Raw genomic sequence first — 23,292 nt, 5'->3', positions numbered from 1 at the left:
AGTCAATTATACATTGTGGTTTACAACACTTCTAACTTTTTCGTTAACGTTATCCGCTACCGAACCAGCTTTGTCTTTTGCCACATTAACATTTTTAAAGAACCCTTCTTTCAATTTGTCAGCTAAGATTGAAAGTTCTTCAAGGCTCTTTTCATATGTATCCTTAGCTGTTCCTCCGATATCACCCGCTTTGCTTTTTACAGTATCGCCTAAATCATATGCTTTACTTTTAATCAGCTTACGCGTATCTTTCCCTTTCTTTGGGGCAACTAACAAACCAATTGCAACACCTGTAACCAAAGCGCTTAGCGTTCCTATTAGAAATTTCTGATTCTTGTTCATAACAAATTTTTATTTGTGTGATGTAAAATACATAGTTAACTAAATTTACTCAAATACCGTGCCAAAAAGACTATCCAACCTCCTGTTAAACCATTATTTTGCAATTTTCCTGATAATTCTATCAGCTACATGCCTGAGTTCTACAAATACATATGCGCAATGGGATATATTAAAAATAAAAACGGTGGTCAATATGCGTGGAGTGCATGCTGTTACTCCAACGACTTGCTGGATCGGAGGATCATCCGGAACTGTTTTACGCACCGTTAATGGCGGAAAAAGCTGGTCTGTCATGAAAGTTCCTGGTGGTGATTCATTGGATTTCCGTGATATACATGCATTTGGCCGTGAAACCGCAGTTGCCATGAGTGCCGGATTAGCGGAAACCGGAAGAGCCAGGATATACCGCACAGAAGATGGCGGAGAAACCTGGAATCTTGTGTACCAATCTACACAAACCGGGGTATTTTTGGATGGTATTGATTTCTGGAATAAAAACCAGGGAATATGCCTTGGCGATCCTTTAAACGGCAGATTATTTATATTGACAACAGAAGACGGAGGAAAAACCTGGCAGGAATTACCACTGGAAAACCGTCCCGAAGGGCAACCCGGCGAAGCATCATTTGCAGCAAGCGGAACTTCTATTTTGGCAGTTGGAAAAGATAAAGTTTTTATAGGAACCGGCGGAGGTAAAATGGCTCGTGTTTTCCGTTCCGAAGATTTCGGTCGGCACTGGAAAGTAGCCGAAACACCAATGCCGGCTGGTCCGACAAGTGGAATTTTCGGTTTGCATTTCTGGTCTAAAAAGGATGGAATCGCAGTAGGTGGAGATTACAAAAATATTTCTGACACAACCAGAAATGTTCTGCTTACTGACGATGGCGGAGAGACCTGGAAATATGGCACCAGCACCAAACCTCTTGGACTAAAAGAAGCTGTCGCAATTTATCACAAACACTACTCAACCTGGAACGGCGATACACAGATCCGCTCAGACGATGTTGCTTTGGTGGCCGTTGGCCCATCAGGAAGCAGCTCTTCTGTAAACCAGGGAAAAACGTGGATACCCGTTGGCACTGAACCTTTTCATGCGGTCAGCTTCGCTGGAAATGTAGGTTATGCGGTTGGAGGAAAAGGATTGATTGGAAAAATAGAGAAAATTTCGAGGAAGAAAAAGAAGAGGAGATTGGTGTTTGCGGAGTGAGAAACTGACAGAAAATATTGTCAACGATTCTTTTCAAACCCAAAATTTAGTAATTTGATGAAAACATTCAGAAAAACTATGTATACTTCAATCAGCGGAATTTTTGAAAATGGCGTTTTAACACTCAGCGAAACTCCTCCAACTAAAAATAAATCTAAGGTTGTTGTTCTTTTTCTAGAAGAAATTGAAACGACTGAAAAACAAAAACGTCAACCGGGTGGGCTTAATCGCTTACAACATCTGGCAGGGAAACCTATGTCAACTCCCAATGATTTTGATGAACCATTGGATGAAATGAAAGATTATATGTAATGAATTATTTTATTGACACACAAATACTTATTTGGTTTCAACTTGACGATAAAAGATTGAGTAATGAAATTTTAAGCATATTAACAGACGTAGATAATTTTATTTATGTTAGTATGGTAAGTATTTATGAAATTGCTATTAAGCAGAAAAACTAATAAGTTATCAGAATTTCCAGCATCAATAGAAGACATAATTTCAGTAGTTAATCAGAATGGTTTTAAAATATTGTCAATTACGGAAAAACATATTTCTAATTATGGTCAAATTCCATTATTAGAAATACATAAAGACCCTTTTGACCGACTTATTCTTTCCACCGCTTTAACAGAAAATATAACTATCATTTCAGCTGACGATAAATTCAAATTGTACACATCACAAATTGAACTTATCACCGCTTGATTTAAAACATTAATCAAATCCTGTCAATCAACTCCTTTACCTTTCTCACTTCCCGTCCCATCAAATGATCAGCAATTGCCGCCGCATGATCACGGCCATTTTCAATAAATATCTTCTCCGTAAACACGCCAGCCATTACCGTTCCGCACAAGTACAGGCCCGGAATATTTGTTTCAAATGTTTCAGGATCAAAAGTTGGCACTTTGGTTTGCGGGTCAAGGACGATTCCACATCGGAATAGTAAATGCTCGTCCGGAAGATAACCTACCAGCAGAAATACAAAATCAGCCGGCAGCCATTCCAATTCACCGGTTTCTATATTTTCAATCTGGATTCTTCCGGGTTCAATCGCCTTGGTAATGCTATTAAAACGTGTATGAATTTTACCTTCCTTCACACGGTTTTTCACATCCGGAACCAACCAGTATTTAACTTTAGTACGGAAATCAGCTTCTTTATGTACAATCGTGACGTGTGCATCGTGACGATATAATTCCAAAGCCGCCTCTACCGAAGAATTGGAACCGCCAACTAAAACCACATTGGTATAGGAATATTTAAATGGTTCATCATAATAATGAGAAACATGCGGCAAATTTTCACCTGGGACATTTAGCTTGCGAGGCACATCAAAATATCCAGTCGCCAGCACGACAGTTTTTGATTGAAAAATCTGACCGTCATTTGCATAAACAAGAAATGTTCCGTCAGCTTGTTTTTCCGTACGATCAACATCCACAAAAAGCTTGAAATTAAGATTGTAATATCCCGCCACTTTACGATAATACTGCAATGCTTCGTTTCTGTTCGCTTTTACTTCCGAGATTGCAAAAGGAATCCCTCCTATTTCTATATTTTCAGCCGTTGAAAAAAAACGCATCCGACGCGGATAATTGCGGATGGATTCTGTGATATTTCCCTTTTCAAGAATTAAATGATCAAGACCATTTTTGGTAGCTTCAATTGCCATGGCAAGTCCGCATGGGCCTCCGCCGATAATGATAACGTCGTGAATATGCATGAGTCTGGTTTCGAAATCTTGGTTGGAATTGCTGTCAGCCTTTGACTTCCGGCATTCAGTAGTAAATTTAAAAAGATTACGGCCAAAACGTTTTATCTGACCACTTTCTTAAATCCTTATAATAGTTCTAACTCTTTATTTAAACGATTGGTTTCTGAACTTTGTAAATTTGCAGACTGTTAAAAGTACCTGTTACAATTATTATTTTTTCAATTGACAAACACGAAACAAAATTTCTCAAAATGCCTCAACGATTGGGGGAAACGGAAAATTCCGTTTGTCTTTCTTATTGACTTTTTGTTGGAAAAACCTGTTGCCTGGCGTTTGGATGAGGTTGATTCGTCAGAAACCTTATTTGATTTTAATGGATTTACCAATTATTCAGAGAATAAAAGAAATGGATTTTTGCCCGATTTTCATTTCACAAAAAACCCAATTTCATTTGATGAATATCAAGCGAAATTCAATCATGTAGTCAACAATCTTAAAGCGGGAAATTCCTTTTTAGTGAATCTTTCGGTTCCAACACAAATTGAAACAAATCTTGGACTAAAAGATATTTTTCAATACAGTAAAGCACCTTACAGATTTTGGTTAAAAGATCAGTTTGTCTGTTTTTCACCTGAAATTTTTATCAAAATAAAAGAAAAGAAAATTTCATCCTTTCCAATGAAAGGCACAATCGACGCTTCTTTTCCTGACGCAGAAAACGTCATTTTATCTAACCCAAAAGAAGCTGCGGAACATGCCACGATTGTTGATCTGATCAGAAATGATATCAGTATGGTTGCCGATAAAGTCTGGCTTGAACGTTATCGTTATATTGAACAAATTGAAACAAACCAGAAGACACTTTTACAGGTAAGCTCCGAAATTGCAGGAATTTTGCCCGACGAATTCGATGGTGAATTTGGAAATTTATTACTGAAACTGCTTCCCGCCGGCTCCATCAGCGGCGCACCAAAACCCAGCACTTTGAAAATCATTAAAGATGCAGAAGGTTATAATCGTGGTTATTACACAGGCGTCATGGGTTATTTCGATGGTGAAAACTTTGAAAGTGCCGTGATGATCCGGTATATCGAAAATCAAAACGGAAAACTTGTTTTCAAAAGCGGAGGCGGAATCACGGCCAAAAGTGATGCAAATAGTGAATACCAGGAATTAATCGATAAAGTTTATTTACCATTTGCCCATGTCCCTTCCATTGTGCTTTGAAACGATTTGTGTCAAAAATCGTCAGCTGGTCAATTTATCTTATCATGAAGCGCGTCTGAATAAAACCAGAACGGAATTATTTGGTTTTACGGATTCATGGAATTTAGCGGAATTGATCTCAGTTCCTGATAACATTACTGATGGATATTATAAATGCAGATTAGCTTATTCGGAAAAAATAGATAACATAAAATGGGAGCCATATAATTTTCGGACAATCACAAAAATTCGGCCCGTGTATGATGATACAATTGATTATTCATTCAAATACGATGATCGAACCTCGTTGAATAATCTTTATGAAAAGCGCGGCGATGCAGAAGAAATTCTGATCATCAAAAACGGAATGGTTACAGATACATTATATTGTAATGTTGCTTTCCAAAAAGATGGACAATGGTTCACACCTGATTCGCCACTTTTACCAGGTACGCAAAGAGCATTTCTTTTAGATTCCGGTATTATTGAAGAAGCCCGAATCTCAGAAAACGACATTTCTGATTACAGTCATATTAAATTATTTAATGCGATGATTAGTTGGGAAAATACGACTGTTCTGGAAGTAGAGGTCATTCAATAAAACTTTAAAAGAAATAGTTCTGTTGAATTCAAAGATGTAAATTTGATTACCAGTAAACTGGTGAAATAGTCTGATTCATTATAATATTTAGTCCTATGAATATTCTAGTAAATACACGGAATGAGCAGGAAGAAAAAGTTATTCTGGCTTTTTTGGATAGTCTGGCTATTGAATATAAGACGGAGTTTGAGGAAGACGAACAAATTTCTAAAAACTTTATACATGAATATAATCGATCGCTGGACAAGGCGGATTCTGAAATTGAGAATGGAAATTTTGTTCATCAAAATGATGTAGAGGCATTTTTCGACAAAAGACGCCAATCTATTTAATGAAAATCAAGTGGAATAAGTCGGCGATTAAGCAATTACTTGACATCATTCAATTTATTGAAGAAAACGAGTTTCAGGAATATGCGGAAAAAGTTGAAAAAGAAATTTTAAACAGAATTCGATCTTTACCGGAAACTTTTCATTATCAATCCTTAGATCGATATAAAATCGATAATGATGGCAGCTTCCGCGCATTTGAATTTGAAAGATATCGCATTTCATTCCGGGTTAAAACAACAGAAATCAGAATTCTACATATTCGTCATACAAGCAGGTTGCCCAAAAGACACTAATAAACAGATTGAAGATTAGTAGCTGGTTCCAGTACTTCATAGCTCCAAGTTATTATTTTGTATATTTGAATTTATAAAAGGAATCACTATGAAAACCAAGTTAAATTCTAACAAAACTAGTTTGTTTAAAACACATACTTCACATTCTCCTGAGGAAATCCTGGCTTCCGGAGGTGCTGAATCTGCCGAACCATTTACATCAGAGGAATGGGAAAAATTAATGGCTCAGCTTGATGCCACCAAGTAATGAATCTTCTATTTGATACAAATATAATTCTTGCCGTTATAAGAGCTTCTGACGGATACGGTATAATCAGCTTTCTTAATCCAGAGAACTTACCACTATATGTTTCCGTTGTTTCAGAAGCAGAAATTAAATCCATAGCGTTGCAAAATAATTGGGGAAGCAAAAGAAGGGATTTGCTTGATATCTTTTTAGACCAGGTCAATATTGTTGATGTCAGTAATTTTAATGTTGATATTTACACTAAAATTGATGCTTATTCGCAAATAGCTAATCCTGCATTTAAAACTTATCTTTTTGCCACACCGAGAAATATGGGAAAAAATGATCTCTGGATTGCATCCCTTGCTGCACTCCTGGGACTTCAATTGATTACAACTGATTCTGACTTCGACCAATTGAACAATGTCTTTTTTGATGTTAGAAAGATAGATCAGAAGGATCTTTTGCCCTATTTTAAAAGTAAATAAAACAGATTTTGCCAATGACCTCCCTTTTTGAGGACGAAATTACCTTATTCGCCGATTTAATTCTTCCGGTTCCTGTTCCGAGGCTCTTCACTTACAGAGTTCCGCGAACGATGGCTGAGATGATTAAGGTAGGTGCCCGGGTGATTGTACAATTTGGGAAAAACCGGGTTATCACAGCCGTTGTTGCCAACATTCATTCCAATCCTCCGGCTCAGTATCAGGCTAAATATATTCTCGAATTACTTGATGATGAGCCGATTATCACAACCAAGCAACTCGAACTTTTCAACTGGGTTTCAGAATATTATCTGTGTAATATCGGTGAGGTATTAAATGTGGCACTTCCGGCCGGATTGAAAATTACAAGTCAGTCAAGAATTCAGCATAATCCTGAATTTGATTATGAAGAATTGCTGACAGATCAGGAACGGTTTATTCTTGATGAAATAAAAAAACATGCGACACTTTCTTATGAAGAAGTGGCCAGATTGGTCAATCAGACAAATATTACAGCTGTAATAAAATCATTGGTTGGGAAACGTGCTATCATTCTTTTTGAAGAAGTTAAAGAAAAATATAAGCCAAAAGTTGTCAAGAAAATACGTTTGACTTCCGCCTTTGTATCTGAAAAATCCTTGGTTGAATTAACCGCTTCCCTTGATAAAATCCCGAAACAGCAGGATATTTTGATGCGGTATTTAAGCCACGTTCCGGTTTATAATCATGCTGATCTGAATCAAAAAGGATTGGATAAATCAATCTTTTCACAAGACGACGGCTTATCAGATTCTGCTTTGCAAACCCTGATTAAAAAAGGAGTTTTTGAACAGTTTGATATTATCGTTTCCCGCTTTGCTGATATTCCGCTTGGTCCGCCGGCAATTGTTAATTTGACAGAATCCCAGCAAACCGCCTTCAAGGAAATTCACGAAGCTTTTTCTGAAAAGGAAGTTGTGCTTTTGCATGGAATTACGGGAAGTGGAAAAACAGAAGTTTATATTGAACTGATCAAACAGGCAATGGAAAGCGGATCGCAGGTTTTATTTCTGCTGCCTGAAATTGCTTTAACAACACAAATCGTAGTCCGTTTACGAAAAGTTTTCGGTGATGCGATGGGAATTTATCATTCCAAATTTTCCGATAATGAACGCGTTGAAGTCTGGAAAGGGATTCTGGATGGGAAATTCCAGTTTGTAGTTGGCGTTCGTTCCGCAATATTTTTGCCTTTTGATAATCTCGGGCTGATTATTGTGGATGAAGAACACGAAACTTCCTACAAACAACATGACCCGGCTCCACGCTATCATGCTCGTGACGTAGCCGTGATTATGGCTTATATGCACAAAGCAAAAACATTACTGGGTTCTGCAACGCCTTCACTGGAAAGTTATTATCACGCCAGAAGCGGCCGTTACGGTTTGGTTGAAATAACACAACGATTTGGTAATGCAGCTTTGCCTACTTTTGTTTTAATTGACACAAAAAAAGAAAAAAAGCAGAAAACGATGAAAAATGAATTTTCATCAGTTTTGCTCCAACATCTTGAATCAAATTTAAATAATAAAGAACAAACGATTTTATTCCAGAATCGCCGCGGTTATTCTCCCTACATGCAGTGTGAAGAATGCAGCTGGATTTCCGAATGTGCCAATTGTGATGTAAGTCTTACATACCACATGAAAGCTCGGGAACTTCGATGCCATTATTGCGGACATAAGGAAGAAGTACCAAGGACTTGTCCTGCCTGCGGTTCAACCCGGGTGAAAACAATCGGATACGGGACTGAAAAAATTGAAGAAGAGCTGCATTTGCTTTTACCAGCCGCCAGGGTTCAGAGAATGGATTTTGATACGACGCGTGCAAAAAATGCATATCAGCAGATTATCCAGGAATTTGAAGAAGGAGGAACGGATATTTTGGTTGGTACCCAGATGGTTAGCAAAGGTCTGGATTTTGACAATGTGAGTATGGTGGGCATTTTTGATGCAGACAGAATTATTCACTTTCCGGAATTCAGGGCATCGGAACGTGCTTTTCAAATGCTTACGCAGGTAAGCGGAAGAGCCGGACGAAGAGCTGACAAACCGGGAAAAGTTTTAATCCAGACAGCAAATCCGGCTCAGAAAATACTGGAAAGAATTATTCAAAATGATTACACGGGCATGTATGATGCTGAGATTGTGGAGCGTGAGCAATACCATTATCCGCCATTTACCCGGTTGATCAAAATAACAATCAAGCATATCGACGAGGCAACTTCGAAACGTGCCGCAGTTGCTTTGGCAGAAAAATTAACGGCCAATTTAGGTCAAAGTCGCGTGCTCGGACCGGAGCCTCCGTTGGTTGAAAGAGTAAGAAATCAGTTTTTGTTCGACATTCTCATCAAACTTGAACGAGAAAAGATTAATTTTAAGGCGGCAAAGTCGTTTATACAAGAAAAAGTCATTGATATTCTAACCGATAAAACCATAAAAGGCGTCCACGTCGTCATTGATGTGGATTGTGTTTAGTAAATTCATATAATACTGCAATTAACTCTATGTCTTCCAAGAAAACCAAAATTGTTGCTACCGTAGGCCCAACATCAGAAACAAAAGAAATGCTTCATGCTTTGGCAGTTGCCGGCGTAAATGTTTTTCGTCTAAACTTTTCTCATGGTACGCATGCAGACCACCTGGCCAGGCTTAATACTATTCGTGAAATAAACGAAGAATTCGGATTGAACCTTGCCATTTTACAAGATTTGCAGGGACCAAAAATCCGTATCGGACTCGTAGCTGAAAAAGATGGTGTATTGATCGAGGCTGGAAATAAACTTATTCTTTCCAACACAGAGGTTTTAGGTACAGCTGAAAAAGTAAGTACTCCTTACGATGGCATGTACAACGACGTAAAAGTTGGTGACCGTGTTTTGATGGACGATGGTAAGCTTGAAGTTCTGGTAACAGGAATTGACGGAAGCGATGTAATCACCCAGGTTGTTTATGGAGGTTTGCTGAAATCTAAAAAAGGTGTTAACCTGCCAAATACACGTGTTTCAATGCCTTCGGTTACAACGAAAGATTACGAAGATCTTGATTTCGGACTGGAACATAACGTGGAATGGGTAGCACTTTCGTTTGTGCGTACTGCTTCTGAAATTGTTAAAGTAAAAGAATACATCGCAAACAAAGGAAAATTTGCCCGTTTGATCGCGAAAATTGAAAAACCTGAGGCTATTGCTAACATCGATGAAATCATCGAAGCAGCGGATGGTATCATGGTTGCCCGTGGAGATTTGGGGGTTGAATTGCCAGCAGAAGAAGTTCCGATGATCCAGAAAATGATCGTTGAAAAATGTAACAAAGCAGGGAAACCGGTAATTGTTGCAACTCAGATGCTTGAAAGTATGATCGAAAGTCCTCGCGCGACCCGTGCAGAACTTAATGACGTTGCAAATTCGGTATTGGATGGAGCTGATGCAGTAATGCTTAGCGCTGAAACAGCGTCAGGAAAATATCCTTTGCTTGCTGTTGAAAGCATGAGCCGTACGATCGAAAAAGTGGAAGAAAACACAAATGCTGTTTATTTCAAATATCACTCGCATGTTAACGAAAAACCGGGTATCGACAAACTGAATGATAACGTAGTAATGAGCGCATGCCGTCTGGCACGTGATACAAGTGCTGCTGCGATCATCGGTGTTACGCGTTCCGGATACACATCTTTCCGTCTTTCGCATCACCGTCCGAAAGCAAGCTTGTTGATCTTCACTTCTGACAAAGTTTTGATGAACACGTTGGCGCTTTATTGGGGAACAAAAGTGTTCTTCTACGATAAAGATCAGGGTGTTTCAACAGATGATTTAATTGAAGACATCAAACTTTTCCTTATCGAAAAAGGTGAATTGAAAAAAGGTGATGTCTTTATTAATACATTGAGCATGCCGGTTTCAAAACAGCGTAAAACTAACGCAGTTAAATTGAGCGTGGTAGAATAAGCTTAAATTTGACATTTATATTAGGCAGCGGAATTCGATTCCGCTGCTTTTTTGTTTTAAGCTGAAATTAAATGACCGAAAAGCAAGCTGATAATCATAATTCGCTTATTACTAAGCATATCAAGGAATTGTCAAAGCATATTTTTATATTTGAATATTACTAGTGATGCGTTAACTTTTTAAAAATACTTATAACACGTTGTAAATAAATTAATTACGAACGTTCTTTGATTTTTTGATTTGATTTGCCCTTTAGCTTTGTGGCTTTTACACAAGGCTATGAATTCAGGAAAGTACGTTTTTGCTCAGCTTTTGCATTTTATTGACCATTATGAGTTTGAAAAATGTGTATCAAAGTACAATGGCGATTTCCGCACACGAGAATTCAATTGCTGGAACCAATTTATTCAACTGTTTTTTGGTCAATTGACTTCTCGTAATTCCTTACGTGACATCTGCACTTGCCTGAAAGCACATAAAAACAAACTTTATCACCTTGGAATCAGAAGCCACGTTAATCAGTCCACACTTTCACGTGCAAATGAGAGCAGAGACTGGAGAATATATGCCGACTTCGGGCAGTACCTTATAGACTTGGTCAGACCCTTGTATGCTATAAATCCAGTTCCCAATGTCAGTGTTCGAAATGAGGTGTTTGCACTGGATTCAACAACGATTTCCCTAAGCCTGAAACTGTTCACCTGGGCGCCAGGAAAGTATTCACGGGGAGCCATAAAAATACATACACTTTTGGATCTGAGAGGAAATATCCCATCCTTTATCCTTGTTACCGACGGCAAATACCATGATAGTAATATACTTGACGAGCTGTTAGTATCACCAGGAGCGATCTATATCATGGATAAAGCTTACATCGATTTTGCAGCCTTATACGATATGAATGAGTCCGGAGCCTTTTTTATCTCAAGAGCAAAGAGCACAATGGATTACACGGTCATAGAAAGCAATTTCAACATTGATCCTACGTCAGGGCTCAGGAGTGATAAAACCATCATACTCAATGGATATAAGTCCAGCAAACTATATCCCGAACCGCTACGGCTGGTAGAATATTACGATGATGAAAAAGAAATTCTTCTGTCTTTCCTGTCAAACAACGATATGCTTTCTGCGCTCGAAATAGCAAAACTTTACAAAAAAAGATGGCAAATAGAGATTTTTTTTAAGTGGGTCAAACAAAACCTGACTATCAAAACGCTCTGGGGACATTCCGAAAATGCAGTCAATATCCACATATGGGTTGCTATAAGCACTTATTTAATAGTAGCTTATCTCAAACATACCTTGAAAAGCAATCTCTCTATATATGAGATCATGCAAATATTGGGCATATCTGCTTTCGACAAAACTCCATTAAAAGAGCTTCTTACTGAATGTCAAATCAATCAAAATGTCAATGAACAATGGAACCTATTTGATGAATAAAACTTAACGCATCAGTACTATTTGAATATAGCAAATCGAATGACTATGATAGCTTCACCAGGTCCGGGCAAAGTTTCCACAGAGATTTCTGCCAATGAAATACCCAGCGTTTTGATCCATGAAATAATTGACGGTAAACCTTTATACAGAAAGGGATACCGTGAGGTTTTGGCCAAAACGAAAAAGATCGAAGATATCATGGGTTCGAGTTCATTACAGTTTTTTATCATTGATTATATTTTGGGTATTCTTTATTCTGAAATCAACAGAACAAAATATCTTATCGCAACTAACGAAGCAGGAATGCATCTGGACAGAAGAAATAATCTTGCAGGCGATATTCTTATTTTCGATAAAAATGTTTTGACAATTGATAAAATCAACAAGCATTACTCCAATGTTCCGCCGAAGATTTCTATTGAAATCGATTTGGATATTGAACTGGAAGAATTTACAGAAATGGGTTACATTACTATAAAGACAAAAAAGCTGTTGGAATTTGGTGCAGAAAAAGTAATCTGGTTTTTGACAGAATCGAAAAAGGTAATGATTGCTACGGTCGAGGGTGAATGGGAGACATTTGACTGGAATAGAGATGTTGAAATTTTGGATGGGATTGTCTGTCATGTAGGCGAATATCTTGCGAATGAAGGTTCACAATTTGCATAAAAAATAAGTATTATGATAGCTTCAATCGGACCTGACAGTGTTTTGACAAAAAATTCTGATACAGAAATACCCAGCGTTTTGATCCATGAAATAATTGACGGCAAACCTTTATACAGAAAAGGTTACCGTGAGGTTTTGGCCAAAACGAAAAATGTTGAAGACATTATGGGTTCGAGTTCATTACAGGCTTTTTTGATTACTTATCTAACAATCTGGATTGGAAAACAAATTGATGACAGCAAATACACGATACTCACCAATGAAGCCGGATTGCATATCGATAAAGGAAACAATCTTGCAGGAGACTTATTAATTTTTGATAATCAGGTTTTTGGAATAGAAAAAATTAATAAAAAGTATGCTGATGTTGCTCCAAAAATTTCGATTGAAGTAGATATTGATATTGCACTGGAAGGAGAATTTTCACAGAATGCCTACATTTCAATAAAGACAAAAAAACTGTTAGAATTCGGAGCAGAAAAAGTAATATGGTTTTTGACAGAATCTAAAAAAGTAATGATTGCAACGGCTGATACGGATTGGCAGATTTATAACTGGAATTATGATGTAGAAATTCTGGATGGAATTACTTGTAATGTTGGAGAATATTTGAAAGAAAAAGGCTCTGAATTTGCTTGAAACGAAAATTTTACAAAAAACTGAACGACTTGAACATTCTGGTCGTTTTTTTTATTTTAAATAATAACTAATAAAATAGTTGTAAAACTAATTAGATAGTCTTACATTTGAATACCCACTATTAAATAACAATATCATAAAAATTGAAAACATGGAAGTAAGAACATTAACACGGGCGGAAGAAGAAATCATGCGAATACTCTGGCAACTAAAAAAGGCCTTTGTAAAAGATATACTTGCAGAAATGCCCGAACCAAAACCTGCTTATAATACAGTTTCAACTATTATCAGGATTTTGGAAAAGAAGGAAGTTGTTGGTTATACGGCTTATGGAAAAACCCATGAATATTTTCCATTGATTACCGAAGAAGAATATAAACGCCATGAAATGCAGCAGCTTATGGTTAATTATTTTGATAATTCTTTGCCAAATCTTGTGTCCTTTTTTGTGAAAGACAACGATTTAAAGACAAATGATCTGGACGAAATCATGAAACTGATCAACGATCACAAAAGCGAATCTTAAACAATCAATCATCCGTTAGCCATGGAAATTTTGATTTATGTTGCCAAAGTAAGCTTATACTGGACCCTCTTCTATATTTGTTACCGGTTGTTGCTTAGTAAACAAACGTTCTTTATCTGGAACCGAATTTATCTGATCAGTTCTTTATTGTTATCGTTTGCACTTCCTTTTATAATTTATCCTGAGTCGGCACCGGTAATTTCTCTTAATTATTCCGTTGCCAATCCAAATTTTACAATCACAGCAACCCGCGCGGAACAAACGCCAGTGATTACCTGGACGCATTTTTTATGGTTCGCTTATGCTTTGGGAGCCTTATTTATGGTTTACAAATTATTCGTCAACTTCCGCCATCTCAACCAGTTTTTAACAGACGGAGAGCTGATCGAACTGGAAGACTGCAAAATCGTTTTGATTAACTCCAACCGCGTCGGTTCGTTCTCATTTTTGAAATGGATCGTTGTAAACCGCAATGATTACGAAAATCACTTTGATCCCATTTTACGCCACGAAACGGTTCATATGCAGCAGTGGCACAGCATCGATATTTTGCTGGTAGAAATATTGAAAATTGTTTTCTGGTTCAACCCTGTACTTCTCCTTTATAAAAAATCATTACAGGAAGTTCATGAATTCCTGGCTGATTATGAGGCGCCTAACCGAGAGAATTATGCAACATTTTTGGTTTCTTATGCCTTAAATGCACCCATCGCTTCGCTTACGAATCATTTTTATAAACCATCTCAAATTAAAACCCGAATTCAGATGATATACAAAAACCGCAGTTCGAAATGGTTGCTAAGTACTTACGTCTTTGCAGCAGCCTTAATTACAACCGTGGCAATATTCGTTGCCGGATGTGAGCAAAAAGAAAAAAGTGAATCAGCAACAAGCGAAAAAGTTGAAGCCGATAAAAAGACAGAACCTTTAAAAAAGGAAGTTGAAGGCAAGCTGAAAGAACGAAATGTCTACACCGTAGTTGAAGAACAGCCAGAATTTCCGGGAGGAATATCGGCAATGTTTGGATTCCTGGCCAAGAATATAAAGTATCCGGAAGCAGCCGCAAAAGCTAATGTTGAAGGAAAAGTTTTCCTCTCTTTTGTGGTAACTGAAACTGGAGAAACAGAAGATATCGTGATCTTAAAAGGGGTTGGATATGGCTGTGATGCAGAAGCGATCAGGGTTTTGAAGCTTTTCCCAAAATGGAAACCAGGAAAACAGAACGGCGTTCCGGTCAATGTAAAATATAATTTACCAATTAATTTTCAACTGGACGACGCAAAAAAAGCTGCGCTTATTGACAAAAAACAATCACAAAAACCGAAAGAATCTGAAAAGATACTTACGGCAGAAGCAGGTGGTGTTAAAGCAATTTCTCCAGAAATTAAGATTACAGCTCCTGCCATTGATCCAAATCCCCTTTTAGTAATTGACGGAAAAATTGCAGAAAATCAAAGTATTAAAGATCTTGATACAGACAAAATACAATCCATTAATGTCCTTAAAGGTCAAAAAGCAATAGCGGCATATGGAAAAAAAGGCAGCAACGGAGTAATTTCAATAATGACTAAAAAGATCTAAAATGGATTTATTGATCTACCTCGGGAAGGTTAATGTTTACTGGATTTTATTTTACGTTTGCTACTGGCTGCTATTCCGTAAACACACGTTTTTTGTTTGGAACCGGTTTTACCTACTCGGATCACTGATGATTTCCTTTGCATTGCCATTCATTCATTTCCCTGACAATGCAAGAGTAATTCCGACAGCAGTTTATGCCGTTTCGACAATTCCAGTTTACGTTTCCAGGCCGGAATCTACAAAAATAATTACGCACTGGACACAGTTCGTCTGGGCGATACAAATCATTGGATGCGGATTGATGTTGTTCAAATTATTGGAAGCATTTAAAAATCTCTTCAAACTGATAAATCAGGGCGAAACCATTCCGTTGGAAGATCACACGCTGGTTTTATTACCGCATAATGAAATCGGTTCTTTCTCTTTTTTAAAATGGCTGGTTGTAAATTTTACCGATTACGAGCTAAATTTTGACCCTATACTACGCCACGAATCGGTTCATATCCGTCAATTGCATAGTCTGGATATTCTCCTGATTGAAATACTAAAAGTCGGTTTCTGGTTTAATCCGGTACTATGGTTTTATAAAAAATCATTACAGGAAGTGCACGAATATCTGGCTGATGAAGAAGTGCCAAACCGTGAACAATATGCAAGATTTCTGGTTGCATATGCATTAAACGCGCCTATTGCCTCTCTGACCAATCATTTTTTCAATTCGTCTTTATTAAAAAGCCGTATTCAGATGATTTACAAAAACCGCAATTCACAATGGGCTTTGGGAAAATATCTGATGATTTTTCCGATCATCGGTATGGTGGTGATGTTGACAGCCGCGCGTGAAAGATTATTAACTGCCATAGAACGTAATAATTTTAAAGTACTATCAACCCGGGAAATCAGTGTAAGTGGTATTGTTAGTGATGAAAACGGACAGGCAATTGAATCTGCCAGCGTAATTGTAAAAGGTAAAACGGCTGGGACATTAACGGATATGTATGGTAAGTTTGAGATTTCAGACGTTTATATAAAGGACAGCCTGGTAATTTCTCACATTAATTATGAAACTATTATAGTTGATGTTAAAAACCCTGAACTGGATTTTATTATCCTGAAAAAGAAAGAGAATACGCTTGGCAAGATTGTCGTAACACCAGACCATTCAAATGAATCAGGCAGTAATTCTTCATCGGTACCTGTTTCAGGAAACACTGAAATGTCCGTAATAGAACAAATGCCACAGTTTCCCGGCGGAGAGACTGAACTTAGTCAATTCCTTTCAAAAAATGTTGTATATCCCTCAGAAGCAGCAAGTGAAGGTGTAGAAGGCGATGTCAAAGTCTCTTTTACGATCAATGACAAAGGATATATCAGAAATCCGAAAATCATTGAAAAAATGGGATATGGTCTGGATGAAGAAGCATTGAGAGTTGTATTGAAAATGCCTCGCTGGCAACCCGGCAAACAAGGCGGGCGGGCGATAGCGGTACAGTACAATTTGAATATTTCGTTCGCAATGAAGGCAGACAGGGAAAAATTTCCGGAGAATATTATAAGTACTGACAAAACTTCTGGTGCTACACAGAATTATCAGTCTGACAAGACAATTTCCGGTCAAAATATTGATTTGGGACTGAACCCCAAAAATTATTCAGCCGGTAAAATCACCAAGCAGGCGGCTAATATGGAAACGGCCATGTATGGTGTTGTTATGAATTTGGACAAGGGAAAGCCTAACTACAAATCAACTGGAAGTATTTTTCCAAAAGAGTATCATATTGCCGTGGATGGGAAAGTCAGCAAAGATCCTGATGTGTTGAAAAAAATCAATCCTGATGACATTCAATCCATATCAGTTTTTAAAAACGAATCCAGGCTTTACGTTAATAGTCCTAATGGCAAAAATGATATCATAATTATTACAAAAAAGAAAAAATAAGCGTCATGGAAACGTTGTTATATTTCGGAAAAGTGAATCTTTACTGGATTCTGTTTTATACCTGCTATTGGCTGCTTTTCCGAAAGCATACGTTTTTTGTCTGGAATCGCACCTATCTTGTTGGCTCACTACTCATCTCGTTTTTATTACCACTAATCAGTATTCCGGAAACGGAACAAACTGCGCCGACTGTATTTTATACCGTCAGCACTGTCGCCGCAGTTCCTTTATCCGCAACTAAATATACCGCGCCCGAAACTTTCGACCTGACCCAATGGATATGGCCATTTCTGGCTCTTGGATCGTTTTTCATGTTAAGGAAATTAATTAAAAGTTTTTGGCATCTCAATCAAATTATAGCACAAGGCGAGCAAATAAAATTATCAGAATACAATCTGATTTTACTGAGCGACAACAAAACCGGTTCATTTTCATTTCTGAAATGGCTTGTCTTAAACCGCTACGATTATGAAAATAATCCGGATCCGATTTTAAGACATGAAATGGTTCACATGCGTCAAATGCATAGTCTGGATATTTTACTGATTGAGATTATCAAAGTGATTTTCTGGTTTAATCCGGTGATCTGGTTTTACAAAACATCCTTACAGGAAGTCCATGAATATCTGGCAGACGAAGCGGCACCAAACCGTGATTATTATGCACGATTCCTTGTCTCCTATTCTCTTTCAGTCCCGGTAACATTACTTACCAATCATTTTTTCAATTCTTCAACACTTAAAAGCAGAATCAAAATGATCTATAAAAATCGTAATTCACGCTGGATATTAGGAAAATATCTGATGATAGTTCCCGTTTTGCTTTTTGCTTTGCTTTTGACAGCTGCAAGAGAAAAATTAACAGTAACCGAAGAAGTGCAAAATTTGCCAGCCAGCACTTTATATAATGAAAGTGAAATTACTGAAAACTCCGCCGTTGTTGAATCAATCCCGGCAATCGTAAAATCAGATACGGGAAAAGTTAAAGTAAATATCGAGGGTGATATTTTGCGGGAATCAGGTTTAGGAATTGCTGATGTTAATATTTTTGATCCGGAAAGGGATATTTCGGTTACCACTGATCCGCTGGGCCGTTTCAAAATGACAAATGTAGATGTTGGAGGAGTTTTGGTTGTAAGTCACGTCAGTTATATTCCACAAATCCTGGTTGTTGAAAAAGGGAAAACAAAGTATACACTGACATTTAAAAATGGACAAAACGAGTTAAAGGGACCAGAATTTACCGCTACTCAGGATGTTTCCAAAATCACCGAAGAGAGAAAAAAGAAGAAAGAAATCGCTGAATCATTATCCTCGGTTAAAGAGCAAAAACCACAATTTCCAGGCGGCGAAGAAGCCTTGGCAAAATATATAGAAAGCAATATCAGATATCCGGAAGAGGCAGTAGGTGTAAGTGCAGGCGGAATTGCGTTGGTTTCATTCACAATCAATAGCAACGGTGATGTACGCAAACCAAAGGTAGTTAAAGAAATCGGTTGGGGAATTGATGACGAAGCTGTTCGTTTGGTATTAAATATGCCAAGATGGGAACCTGCCCGGCAAAATGGCCATCCTGTTGCCATGGAATATATGCTTTCAATACGTTTCAATTTGAAACGTGAGGTTTCAGCCAAAGCAAGATACCAGGGAAATTATCCAGCTGATAATCAAAATAGCAAATATCACTACTTTAATTACAAAATGCCTGACACTCCGGTTTTGGCTAATCAGGATAATGTTTTAACAAAAGCATTTGATTTTTCTAATGATAAAAAGCCTGAGGTAAAGGTGCCGGCTATCCAATTAAGAATCTACAAACCTGCTGAAAAATAAGAGTAAAAAGATATTAAAAGAATACTGATTCGGATGGATTGTGAATAGTGCCCCGTGAAAATAATCACGGGGCATTTTCTTGTTAAAAGCCTGAAATCATTTTCAATTCAATATTTTTGCAGGCACTCTTAAACCAGTATTCCATGTCATTTCTTAAAGCCGCAATTATTGGCGGCGGCCATATTGCGGATCAAAATCATATTCCGGCACTAAAAAAATTATCCGATCAGGTTGAAATTGTTGCCGTTTGCGGTCGTGATATCAACAAAACCCGTTTAATGGCTGATCAGCATGCCATTCCAGGTGCTTTTGATAATATTGAAAACATGTTTTCAGAATATGATCTGGATCTTGTCATTAATTGCACACCCAATAATCTCCATTACGATTATACCATGCAGGCGCTCAAAAACGGCTGCCATGTATTATGTGAGAAGCCGCCCGCTATGACAGCCGCACAAGCGCGGGAAATGGCTGATCTGGCGAAGGAAAAGGGAAAAGTGCTAGCTTATAATTTTCAACGACGTCAGACTTCGGAATACCTACTTCTAAAAAAATGTCAGAATGAAGGACAATTAGGAGAAGTTTATCATATTAAAGCAAATTATCTGCGTCGAAGAGGAATTCCTGGTTGGGGGAATTTTACTAATAAAACAATTCAGGGTGGCGGTGCTTTGATAGATCTGGGCGTTCATATACTTGACCTTGCATTGGGAATGATGGATTATCAAATGCCTGAAAAAGTGGCAGGAAACATTTATGATTTTATTGGTAAAACTGGTGGCAAAGGATTGAAAGGACAATGGGATCCTGTAAAATTTGATGTCGACGATGCATGTTTTGCTTACCTGACTTTTGCAAATAATAAAAGTATTGCGCTGTCCTGTTCGTTTGCTTTAAATCAAAAGGAAGAAGAAATCATTAATCTTGAAGTTTTTGGCAGTAAAGCCGGAGCCATTCTAAATCCATTTTCATTACATACAGAGGTAGCCGGGGAGTTAGCAGATATTCAATTTCCTTTTCTGGAAGAGACGGATACGCAGCTTAAAAATACAACTGCTTTTCTTGATGCGGTTTTGGGAAAACCAACAAATATTTGCCTGGCTGAGGAAGGAGCTGTTTTGCAGGATATTGTTGAAAAAATATATCAAAGTGCAGATTCTCATCGTAATTGACTTTCAATTTTTCAAAATAAAAATGCCTTGCGAACTAAATCACAAGGCATTTTATATTTATTAAGAAGACGGATAATTTAGAATCTATTGCTGGTTATTTGGCGGTTGCCATTACCATTTTTATATCTTGTTTCGCTCCCAGTTCAAGTACATCCACAAGATCCTGAACAGCAAGATTTTTATCTACACGAAGTACAATCGTACGATCCTCTACGCCTGCAAATAAAGTTTGCAGCTGCGTTTCCAGTTGATCAAACGGAATTGGTTCTTTATCAATGTAGTAAACCTTTTTGTCGTCAATAGACAAAGTAATCTGCTTTTTGTACATCTGCTGTGTTGCCGATGCTTTTGGCAGCATCAGTTTGATCACGTTCGGATTTGACATTGTTGAAATGATCAAAAAGAACAGCATCAGGAAAAACATAATATCGCTGAGTGAGCTTGTAAACACCTCAGGGGCAAACCTGCTCTTTCGACGTATCTTCATATTTTAATTATCAATGGGTAAATGAGATTAATGCCTGACTCATTCCGGACATTTTATTTTGACGAAACCGGTTTTGAAAGTACGTCAAGGAAATCCGACGCAGCCACCTGAAGTCTTAATGCAAAGCGGTCGATCTTCATGTTTAACAAGTGATAACCCGCATACGCCAGCAAACCAATGATCAAACCGGAACCCGACGTAATCATTTTCTCATACATACCACTAGCAATTGTACTGATATTAAAATCATTACTAACAGAAATATCATAGAAAATACGAATAATCCCGGAAATGGTACCGACGAATCCAAGCATAGGTGCGATACCCGCGATTACCCCAAGATATCCCAGATTCCCTTCCATACGTTGAATTTCGATCTGGCTGGAAGTTTCAATTGAAGTTTCAATATCCTTGATCGGATAACCAATACGGCCAATAGCACGTTCGAAAATTCTTCCGGCAGCATTACGTTGGTTACGGCACGAAGATTCTGCTGATTTCAGATTTCCTTGCTGGATAAAGTCCTTCACGTTATCTACAAACTGGGAATCGATATTTCCGTTTGAGCCAATTCCCAGGTAACGCTCGATGATGATAAATAAAGTGGCAACAAAAAGCAGTCCCAGCGGGATCATTACTACTCCCCCTTTTCCCAGGAGGTCAATAATAGAGAGCCCTTGAGCAGCGGCGGGTGCGGCCAAAGTAGAGTCAGCAAGTGCTTGTAGAAGCATCATATTAATTGTGAAAAGTGAATAGTTATGCTAATGTAAATGAGATCAAGTCAGTATAAAAACAACCTTGACAATAAACGGAGCAAGTTGCCCCTTATTGTTTAAAGGGCAAAGATAGAAAAATTACTCTTCGGGAGAAGTCCATCCTTCTTTTACATTATCAGTTCCTTCATATAAATCTGATAATTTTAAAGTAGCTTCAATAGATTGGATGGTAACAAAATCTGATAATTTATAAGCATCCTCCGCAAGTAACCAGTGGTTATCTTCTGTTCTTCGGAATATTTCCACACCAACATTTACAGAATTAACTAAAACATATTCTCTCAAACTATCAATGTCTCTATAAAAACGAAATTTGTCACCACGATCGTAAGAACTTGTACCTTCTGATAAAACTTCGATAAGGACAGAAGGGTTAGTAATTGTGTTTTTATCCTTTTCTGCATATTGGTTTGGACCAAAGACTACCACAATATCCGGATAGCTGTAAAGTGAGTTTTCAGGAATATTGATACGCTGATCACTGGAATAGCTGCGTCAGGATTTTTTCTTTTTAAGATTATTATAAACCTCACCAGAAAGATTTTCCTTAATCCTGTTATGATTTGGCGTAGCACCAGCCATCATAAATATTTCTCCCTTGAAATATTCGCTTTTGTAATCTGACTTTTTCTCTAATATCAGATAGTCTTCTTCTGAATATATAGTTTGTGTGACGGCTGACATAATACTCGTGTTTTAACAAAAATAGCAAAATATGTATAGAAACGTAATCTCCTCTTACACACCGCCCGAAACATTATATTTAAAAACTTTGCCAGATATAATTAAAACTGCAATGTCTTCTCAAAACAGCACTTCCCCTCCTTATTTCAACTAAAATTAAGAATTTTCAATTTTTTCAAAGAACGTGTGACTTCATAAGAATGTCATAGTCTAAACTTTCGAAAACAACATTATTCATCCCCTATCTCTCTCAAAATTATGAATTACGACCTTATCAAGGCTCAGATTATTGCCACGGCATCAGAATACGGCGGCAAAATTTTACTAGCAATTCTTGTCCTCATTATCGGGCGAATCGTGATTGGGAAAATCACTTCCATGGTAAGTTCGTTGATGGACAGAAGACATGTTGACCGTGACGTTCAGCCATTTTTGAATTCGTTGATTGGCGTGATGCTGAATGTCATGCTTCTTTTAAGTATTGCAGGAATTCTTGGCATTCAGACCACCTCCTTTGTTGCAGTACTTGGTGCAGCCAGTTTGGCCGTTGGTTTTGCCTTGCAGGGTAGTCTTGCCAATTTTGCGGGAGGTGTTTTAATCCTGATTTTCAAACCTTATCGCGTTGGTGATTTAATTAATGCGCAAGGATTTACGGGCGTAGTTGAAGCAATTCAGATTTTCAATACCATTCTGGTTACGGTTGATAACAAAACAATTATTCTTCCAAACGGTGCCTTATCAACTGCCCCAATCACCAATATTTCAGGTAAAGGCAAAATACGTGTCGATATGGTTTTTGCAGCCGGCAGCCAAAATGGTGTGGACGCCATCAGAGCTTCAATCAGAAAAGTGACAGACGCCTGCCCAACCGCGTTGAAAAATGTGGAACATGATATTTTAGTTACCAAATTAACGGAAAACGCAATTTTCTTTGACGTGCGTGTATGGACACCAAGTGAGAATTACTGGGATACTTATTATTACGTAAATGAGGGTATCAGCAAACAATATGCAGCCGACGGCATCGGAGCTCCAAAGCCTGCCGAGCTTAGTGTGGCGCTAAAACAATAATATTTCATCAATTATATAAGCAAAAATCGAAGAAAATGACGGAGTACGGGAATGAACTTTCCTGTAC

24 protein-coding genes and 1 pseudogene are annotated in these 23,292 nt (G+C 37.8%); 20 read left to right on the top strand and 5 right to left on the bottom strand.

The genetic code is table 11. The features are described from left to right. Positions 1 to 6 precede the first annotated feature (6 nt). Positions 7 to 342 (bottom strand): YtxH domain-containing protein, encoded by a 336-nt coding sequence (locus IEE83_RS31120; protein WP_194124601.1) that lies wholly within the window; start codon positions 340 to 342, stop codon positions 7 to 9. A 193-nt stretch (positions 343 to 535) separates the two neighbouring features. On the opposite strand from IEE83_RS31120, the gene IEE83_RS31115 reads away from it, so the two are divergent. From IEE83_RS31115 to IEE83_RS31105, 3 genes are all read left to right on the top strand, one after another. Next, the gene (locus IEE83_RS31115; RefSeq protein ID WP_194124600.1) at positions 536 to 1,549 is read left to right on the top strand and encodes a WD40/YVTN/BNR-like repeat-containing protein; all 1,014 of its coding nucleotides are present in this window, start codon (positions 536 to 538) and stop codon (positions 1,547 to 1,549) included. A 57-nt stretch (positions 1,550 to 1,606) separates the two neighbouring features. Continuing rightward, complete coding sequence (locus IEE83_RS31110; protein ID WP_228102150.1) at positions 1,607 to 1,861, top strand: hypothetical protein; 255 nt, start codon at positions 1,607 to 1,609, stop codon at positions 1,859 to 1,861. A 126-nt stretch (positions 1,862 to 1,987) separates the two neighbouring features. Then, complete coding sequence (locus IEE83_RS31105) at positions 1,988 to 2,263, top strand: PIN domain-containing protein (protein WP_194124599.1); 276 nt, start codon at positions 1,988 to 1,990, stop codon at positions 2,261 to 2,263. 13 nt (positions 2,264 to 2,276) lie between these two features. Here the strand turns inward: IEE83_RS31105 and IEE83_RS31100 are convergent, their stop codons facing one another. Continuing rightward, entirely contained in the window at positions 2,277 to 3,284 is a 1,008-nt protein-coding gene (locus IEE83_RS31100; protein ID WP_194124598.1) for a YpdA family putative bacillithiol disulfide reductase, read from the bottom strand. A 213-nt stretch (positions 3,285 to 3,497) separates the two neighbouring features. On the opposite strand from IEE83_RS31100, the gene IEE83_RS31095 reads away from it, so the two are divergent. The 16 genes from IEE83_RS31095 (at position 3,498) to IEE83_RS31020 (ending at position 20,207) form a co-directional block, all read left to right on the top strand. Further along, entirely contained in the window at positions 3,498 to 4,502 is a 1,005-nt protein-coding gene (locus IEE83_RS31095; protein WP_194124597.1) for an aminodeoxychorismate synthase component I, read from the top strand. Then, a complete protein-coding gene (locus IEE83_RS31090) occupies positions 4,480 to 5,082 on the top strand; it encodes an aminotransferase class IV (protein WP_194124596.1) in 603 nt (200 codons plus the stop codon). Before IEE83_RS31095 ends, IEE83_RS31090 begins: the two co-directional genes overlap by 23 nt. A gap of 95 nt (positions 5,083 to 5,177) precedes the next feature. Then, positions 5,178 to 5,414, top strand: coding sequence for a hypothetical protein (locus IEE83_RS31085; RefSeq protein WP_194124595.1), 237 nt, complete (start codon positions 5,178 to 5,180; stop codon positions 5,412 to 5,414). Continuing rightward, the gene (locus IEE83_RS31080) at positions 5,414 to 5,707 is read left to right on the top strand and encodes a type II toxin-antitoxin system RelE/ParE family toxin (RefSeq protein ID WP_194124594.1); all 294 of its coding nucleotides are present in this window, start codon (positions 5,414 to 5,416) and stop codon (positions 5,705 to 5,707) included. Before IEE83_RS31085 ends, IEE83_RS31080 begins: the two co-directional genes overlap by 1 nt. A gap of 88 nt (positions 5,708 to 5,795) precedes the next feature. Continuing rightward, positions 5,796 to 5,954 (top strand): hypothetical protein, encoded by a 159-nt coding sequence (locus IEE83_RS31075; protein WP_194124593.1) that lies wholly within the window; start codon positions 5,796 to 5,798, stop codon positions 5,952 to 5,954. Further along, positions 5,954 to 6,421, top strand: a complete 468-nt coding sequence (locus IEE83_RS31070; protein ID WP_194124592.1) for a type II toxin-antitoxin system VapC family toxin — start codon at positions 5,954 to 5,956, stop codon at positions 6,419 to 6,421. Before IEE83_RS31075 ends, IEE83_RS31070 begins: the two co-directional genes overlap by 1 nt. 14 nt (positions 6,422 to 6,435) lie before the next feature. Next, positions 6,436 to 8,931: a replication restart helicase PriA gene (gene priA, locus IEE83_RS31065; RefSeq protein WP_194124591.1), complete on the top strand. Its 2,496-nt coding sequence runs from the start codon at positions 6,436 to 6,438 to the stop codon at positions 8,929 to 8,931. A gap of 29 nt (positions 8,932 to 8,960) precedes the next feature. Further along, the gene (pyk, locus tag IEE83_RS31060) at positions 8,961 to 10,400 is read left to right on the top strand and encodes a pyruvate kinase (protein WP_194124590.1); all 1,440 of its coding nucleotides are present in this window, start codon (positions 8,961 to 8,963) and stop codon (positions 10,398 to 10,400) included. Between the two features lie 279 nt (positions 10,401 to 10,679). Further along, positions 10,680 to 11,846 (top strand): IS4 family transposase, encoded by a 1,167-nt coding sequence (locus IEE83_RS31055; protein ID WP_194124589.1) that lies wholly within the window; start codon positions 10,680 to 10,682, stop codon positions 11,844 to 11,846. 45 nt (positions 11,847 to 11,891) lie between these two features. Continuing rightward, positions 11,892 to 12,515, top strand: coding sequence for a Uma2 family endonuclease (locus tag IEE83_RS31050; RefSeq protein WP_194124588.1), 624 nt, complete (start codon positions 11,892 to 11,894; stop codon positions 12,513 to 12,515). 12 nt (positions 12,516 to 12,527) lie between these two features. Continuing rightward, positions 12,528 to 13,154, top strand: a complete 627-nt coding sequence (locus tag IEE83_RS31045) for a Uma2 family endonuclease (RefSeq protein ID WP_194124587.1) — start codon at positions 12,528 to 12,530, stop codon at positions 13,152 to 13,154. Positions 13,155 to 13,305: 151 nt separating this feature from the next. After that, positions 13,306 to 13,680 (top strand): BlaI/MecI/CopY family transcriptional regulator, encoded by a 375-nt coding sequence (locus IEE83_RS31040; protein ID WP_194124586.1) that lies wholly within the window; start codon positions 13,306 to 13,308, stop codon positions 13,678 to 13,680. 21 nt (positions 13,681 to 13,701) lie between these two features. Further along, positions 13,702 to 15,261 (top strand): M56 family metallopeptidase, encoded by a 1,560-nt coding sequence (locus IEE83_RS31035; RefSeq protein ID WP_194124585.1) that lies wholly within the window; start codon positions 13,702 to 13,704, stop codon positions 15,259 to 15,261. A gap of 1 nt (position 15,262) precedes the next feature. Further along, entirely contained in the window at positions 15,263 to 17,200 is a 1,938-nt protein-coding gene (locus tag IEE83_RS31030; RefSeq protein ID WP_194124584.1) for a M56 family metallopeptidase, read from the top strand. A 5-nt stretch (positions 17,201 to 17,205) separates the two neighbouring features. Then, the gene (locus tag IEE83_RS31025) at positions 17,206 to 19,032 is read left to right on the top strand and encodes a M56 family metallopeptidase (RefSeq protein WP_194124583.1); all 1,827 of its coding nucleotides are present in this window, start codon (positions 17,206 to 17,208) and stop codon (positions 19,030 to 19,032) included. 143 nt (positions 19,033 to 19,175) lie between these two features. After that, the gene (locus IEE83_RS31020) at positions 19,176 to 20,207 is read left to right on the top strand and encodes a Gfo/Idh/MocA family protein (RefSeq protein ID WP_194124582.1); all 1,032 of its coding nucleotides are present in this window, start codon (positions 19,176 to 19,178) and stop codon (positions 20,205 to 20,207) included. 94 nt (positions 20,208 to 20,301) lie between these two features. On the opposite strand, the gene IEE83_RS31015 is transcribed toward IEE83_RS31020, so the two are convergent. The 3 genes and pseudogenes from IEE83_RS31015 to IEE83_RS31005 all read right to left on the bottom strand — a co-directional run bounded on the left by IEE83_RS31015 (position 20,302) and on the right by IEE83_RS31005 (position 22,154). Continuing rightward, a complete protein-coding gene (locus IEE83_RS31015; protein ID WP_194124581.1) occupies positions 20,302 to 20,694 on the bottom strand; it encodes an ExbD/TolR family protein in 393 nt (130 codons plus the stop codon). 53 nt (positions 20,695 to 20,747) lie between these two features. Then, the gene (locus IEE83_RS31010; protein ID WP_194124580.1) at positions 20,748 to 21,428 is read right to left on the bottom strand and encodes a MotA/TolQ/ExbB proton channel family protein; all 681 of its coding nucleotides are present in this window, start codon (positions 21,426 to 21,428) and stop codon (positions 20,748 to 20,750) included. Positions 21,429 to 21,548: 120 nt separating this feature from the next. Next, a pseudogene (locus tag IEE83_RS31005) lies at positions 21,549 to 22,154 on the bottom strand (Uma2 family endonuclease). A gap of 258 nt (positions 22,155 to 22,412) precedes the next feature. On the opposite strand from IEE83_RS31005, the gene IEE83_RS31000 reads away from it, so the two are divergent. Continuing rightward, on the top strand, positions 22,413 to 23,225 hold the full coding sequence (locus IEE83_RS31000) for a mechanosensitive ion channel family protein (RefSeq protein WP_194124579.1): 813 nt from the start codon (positions 22,413 to 22,415) through the stop codon (positions 23,223 to 23,225). Positions 23,226 to 23,292: the final 67 nt, after the last annotated feature.

The sequence above is a fragment of the Dyadobacter subterraneus genome (assembly GCF_015221875.1).
Classification (GTDB): Bacteria; Bacteroidota; Bacteroidia; order Cytophagales; family Spirosomataceae; genus Dyadobacter; species Dyadobacter subterraneus.
The sequence above is the reverse complement of the archived record's forward strand: the minus strand, read 5'-3'. Positions and strand labels throughout refer to the sequence as shown.

Excerpts from the sequence above, each read along its gene's own strand:
- IEE83_RS31055 (WP_194124589.1), top strand. The coding sequence starts at position 10,680 with ATGAATTCAGGAAAGTACGTTTTTGCTCAGCTTTTGCATTTTATTGAC.
- IEE83_RS31045 (WP_194124587.1), top strand. The coding sequence starts at position 12,528 with ATGATAGCTTCAATCGGACCTGACAGTGTTTTGACAAAAAATTCTGAT.
- IEE83_RS31070 (WP_194124592.1), top strand. The coding sequence starts at position 5,954 with ATGAATCTTCTATTTGATACAAATATAATTCTTGCCGTTATAAGAGCT.
- priA (WP_194124591.1), top strand. The coding sequence starts at position 6,436 with ATGACCTCCCTTTTTGAGGACGAAATTACCTTATTCGCCGATTTAATT.
- IEE83_RS31000 (WP_194124579.1), top strand. The coding sequence starts at position 22,413 with ATGAATTACGACCTTATCAAGGCTCAGATTATTGCCACGGCATCAGAA.
- IEE83_RS31090 (WP_194124596.1), top strand. The coding sequence starts at position 4,480 with ATGTCCCTTCCATTGTGCTTTGAAACGATTTGTGTCAAAAATCGTCAG.
- IEE83_RS31010 (WP_194124580.1), bottom strand. The coding sequence starts at position 21,428 with ATGATGCTTCTACAAGCACTTGCTGACTCTACTTTGGCCGCACCCGCC.
- IEE83_RS31110 (WP_228102150.1), top strand. The coding sequence starts at position 1,607 with ATGAAAACATTCAGAAAAACTATGTATACTTCAATCAGCGGAATTTTT.
- IEE83_RS31040 (WP_194124586.1), top strand. The coding sequence starts at position 13,306 with ATGGAAGTAAGAACATTAACACGGGCGGAAGAAGAAATCATGCGAATA.
- IEE83_RS31080 (WP_194124594.1), top strand. The coding sequence starts at position 5,414 with ATGAAAATCAAGTGGAATAAGTCGGCGATTAAGCAATTACTTGACATC.
- pyk (WP_194124590.1), top strand. The coding sequence starts at position 8,961 with ATGTCTTCCAAGAAAACCAAAATTGTTGCTACCGTAGGCCCAACATCA.
- IEE83_RS31030 (WP_194124584.1), top strand. The coding sequence starts at position 15,263 with ATGGATTTATTGATCTACCTCGGGAAGGTTAATGTTTACTGGATTTTA.
- IEE83_RS31120 (WP_194124601.1), bottom strand. The coding sequence starts at position 342 with ATGAACAAGAATCAGAAATTTCTAATAGGAACGCTAAGCGCTTTGGTT.
- IEE83_RS31105 (WP_194124599.1), top strand. The coding sequence starts at position 1,988 with ATGAAATTGCTATTAAGCAGAAAAACTAATAAGTTATCAGAATTTCCA.
- IEE83_RS31085 (WP_194124595.1), top strand. The coding sequence starts at position 5,178 with ATGAATATTCTAGTAAATACACGGAATGAGCAGGAAGAAAAAGTTATT.
- IEE83_RS31115 (WP_194124600.1), top strand. The coding sequence starts at position 536 with ATGCGTGGAGTGCATGCTGTTACTCCAACGACTTGCTGGATCGGAGGA.
- IEE83_RS31075 (WP_194124593.1), top strand. The coding sequence starts at position 5,796 with ATGAAAACCAAGTTAAATTCTAACAAAACTAGTTTGTTTAAAACACAT.
- IEE83_RS31025 (WP_194124583.1), top strand. The coding sequence starts at position 17,206 with ATGGAAACGTTGTTATATTTCGGAAAAGTGAATCTTTACTGGATTCTG.
- IEE83_RS31020 (WP_194124582.1), top strand. The coding sequence starts at position 19,176 with ATGTCATTTCTTAAAGCCGCAATTATTGGCGGCGGCCATATTGCGGAT.
- IEE83_RS31015 (WP_194124581.1), bottom strand. The coding sequence starts at position 20,694 with ATGAAGATACGTCGAAAGAGCAGGTTTGCCCCTGAGGTGTTTACAAGC.
- IEE83_RS31050 (WP_194124588.1), top strand. The coding sequence starts at position 11,892 with ATGATAGCTTCACCAGGTCCGGGCAAAGTTTCCACAGAGATTTCTGCC.
- IEE83_RS31100 (WP_194124598.1), bottom strand. The coding sequence starts at position 3,284 with ATGCATATTCACGACGTTATCATTATCGGCGGAGGCCCATGCGGACTT.
- IEE83_RS31035 (WP_194124585.1), top strand. The coding sequence starts at position 13,702 with ATGGAAATTTTGATTTATGTTGCCAAAGTAAGCTTATACTGGACCCTC.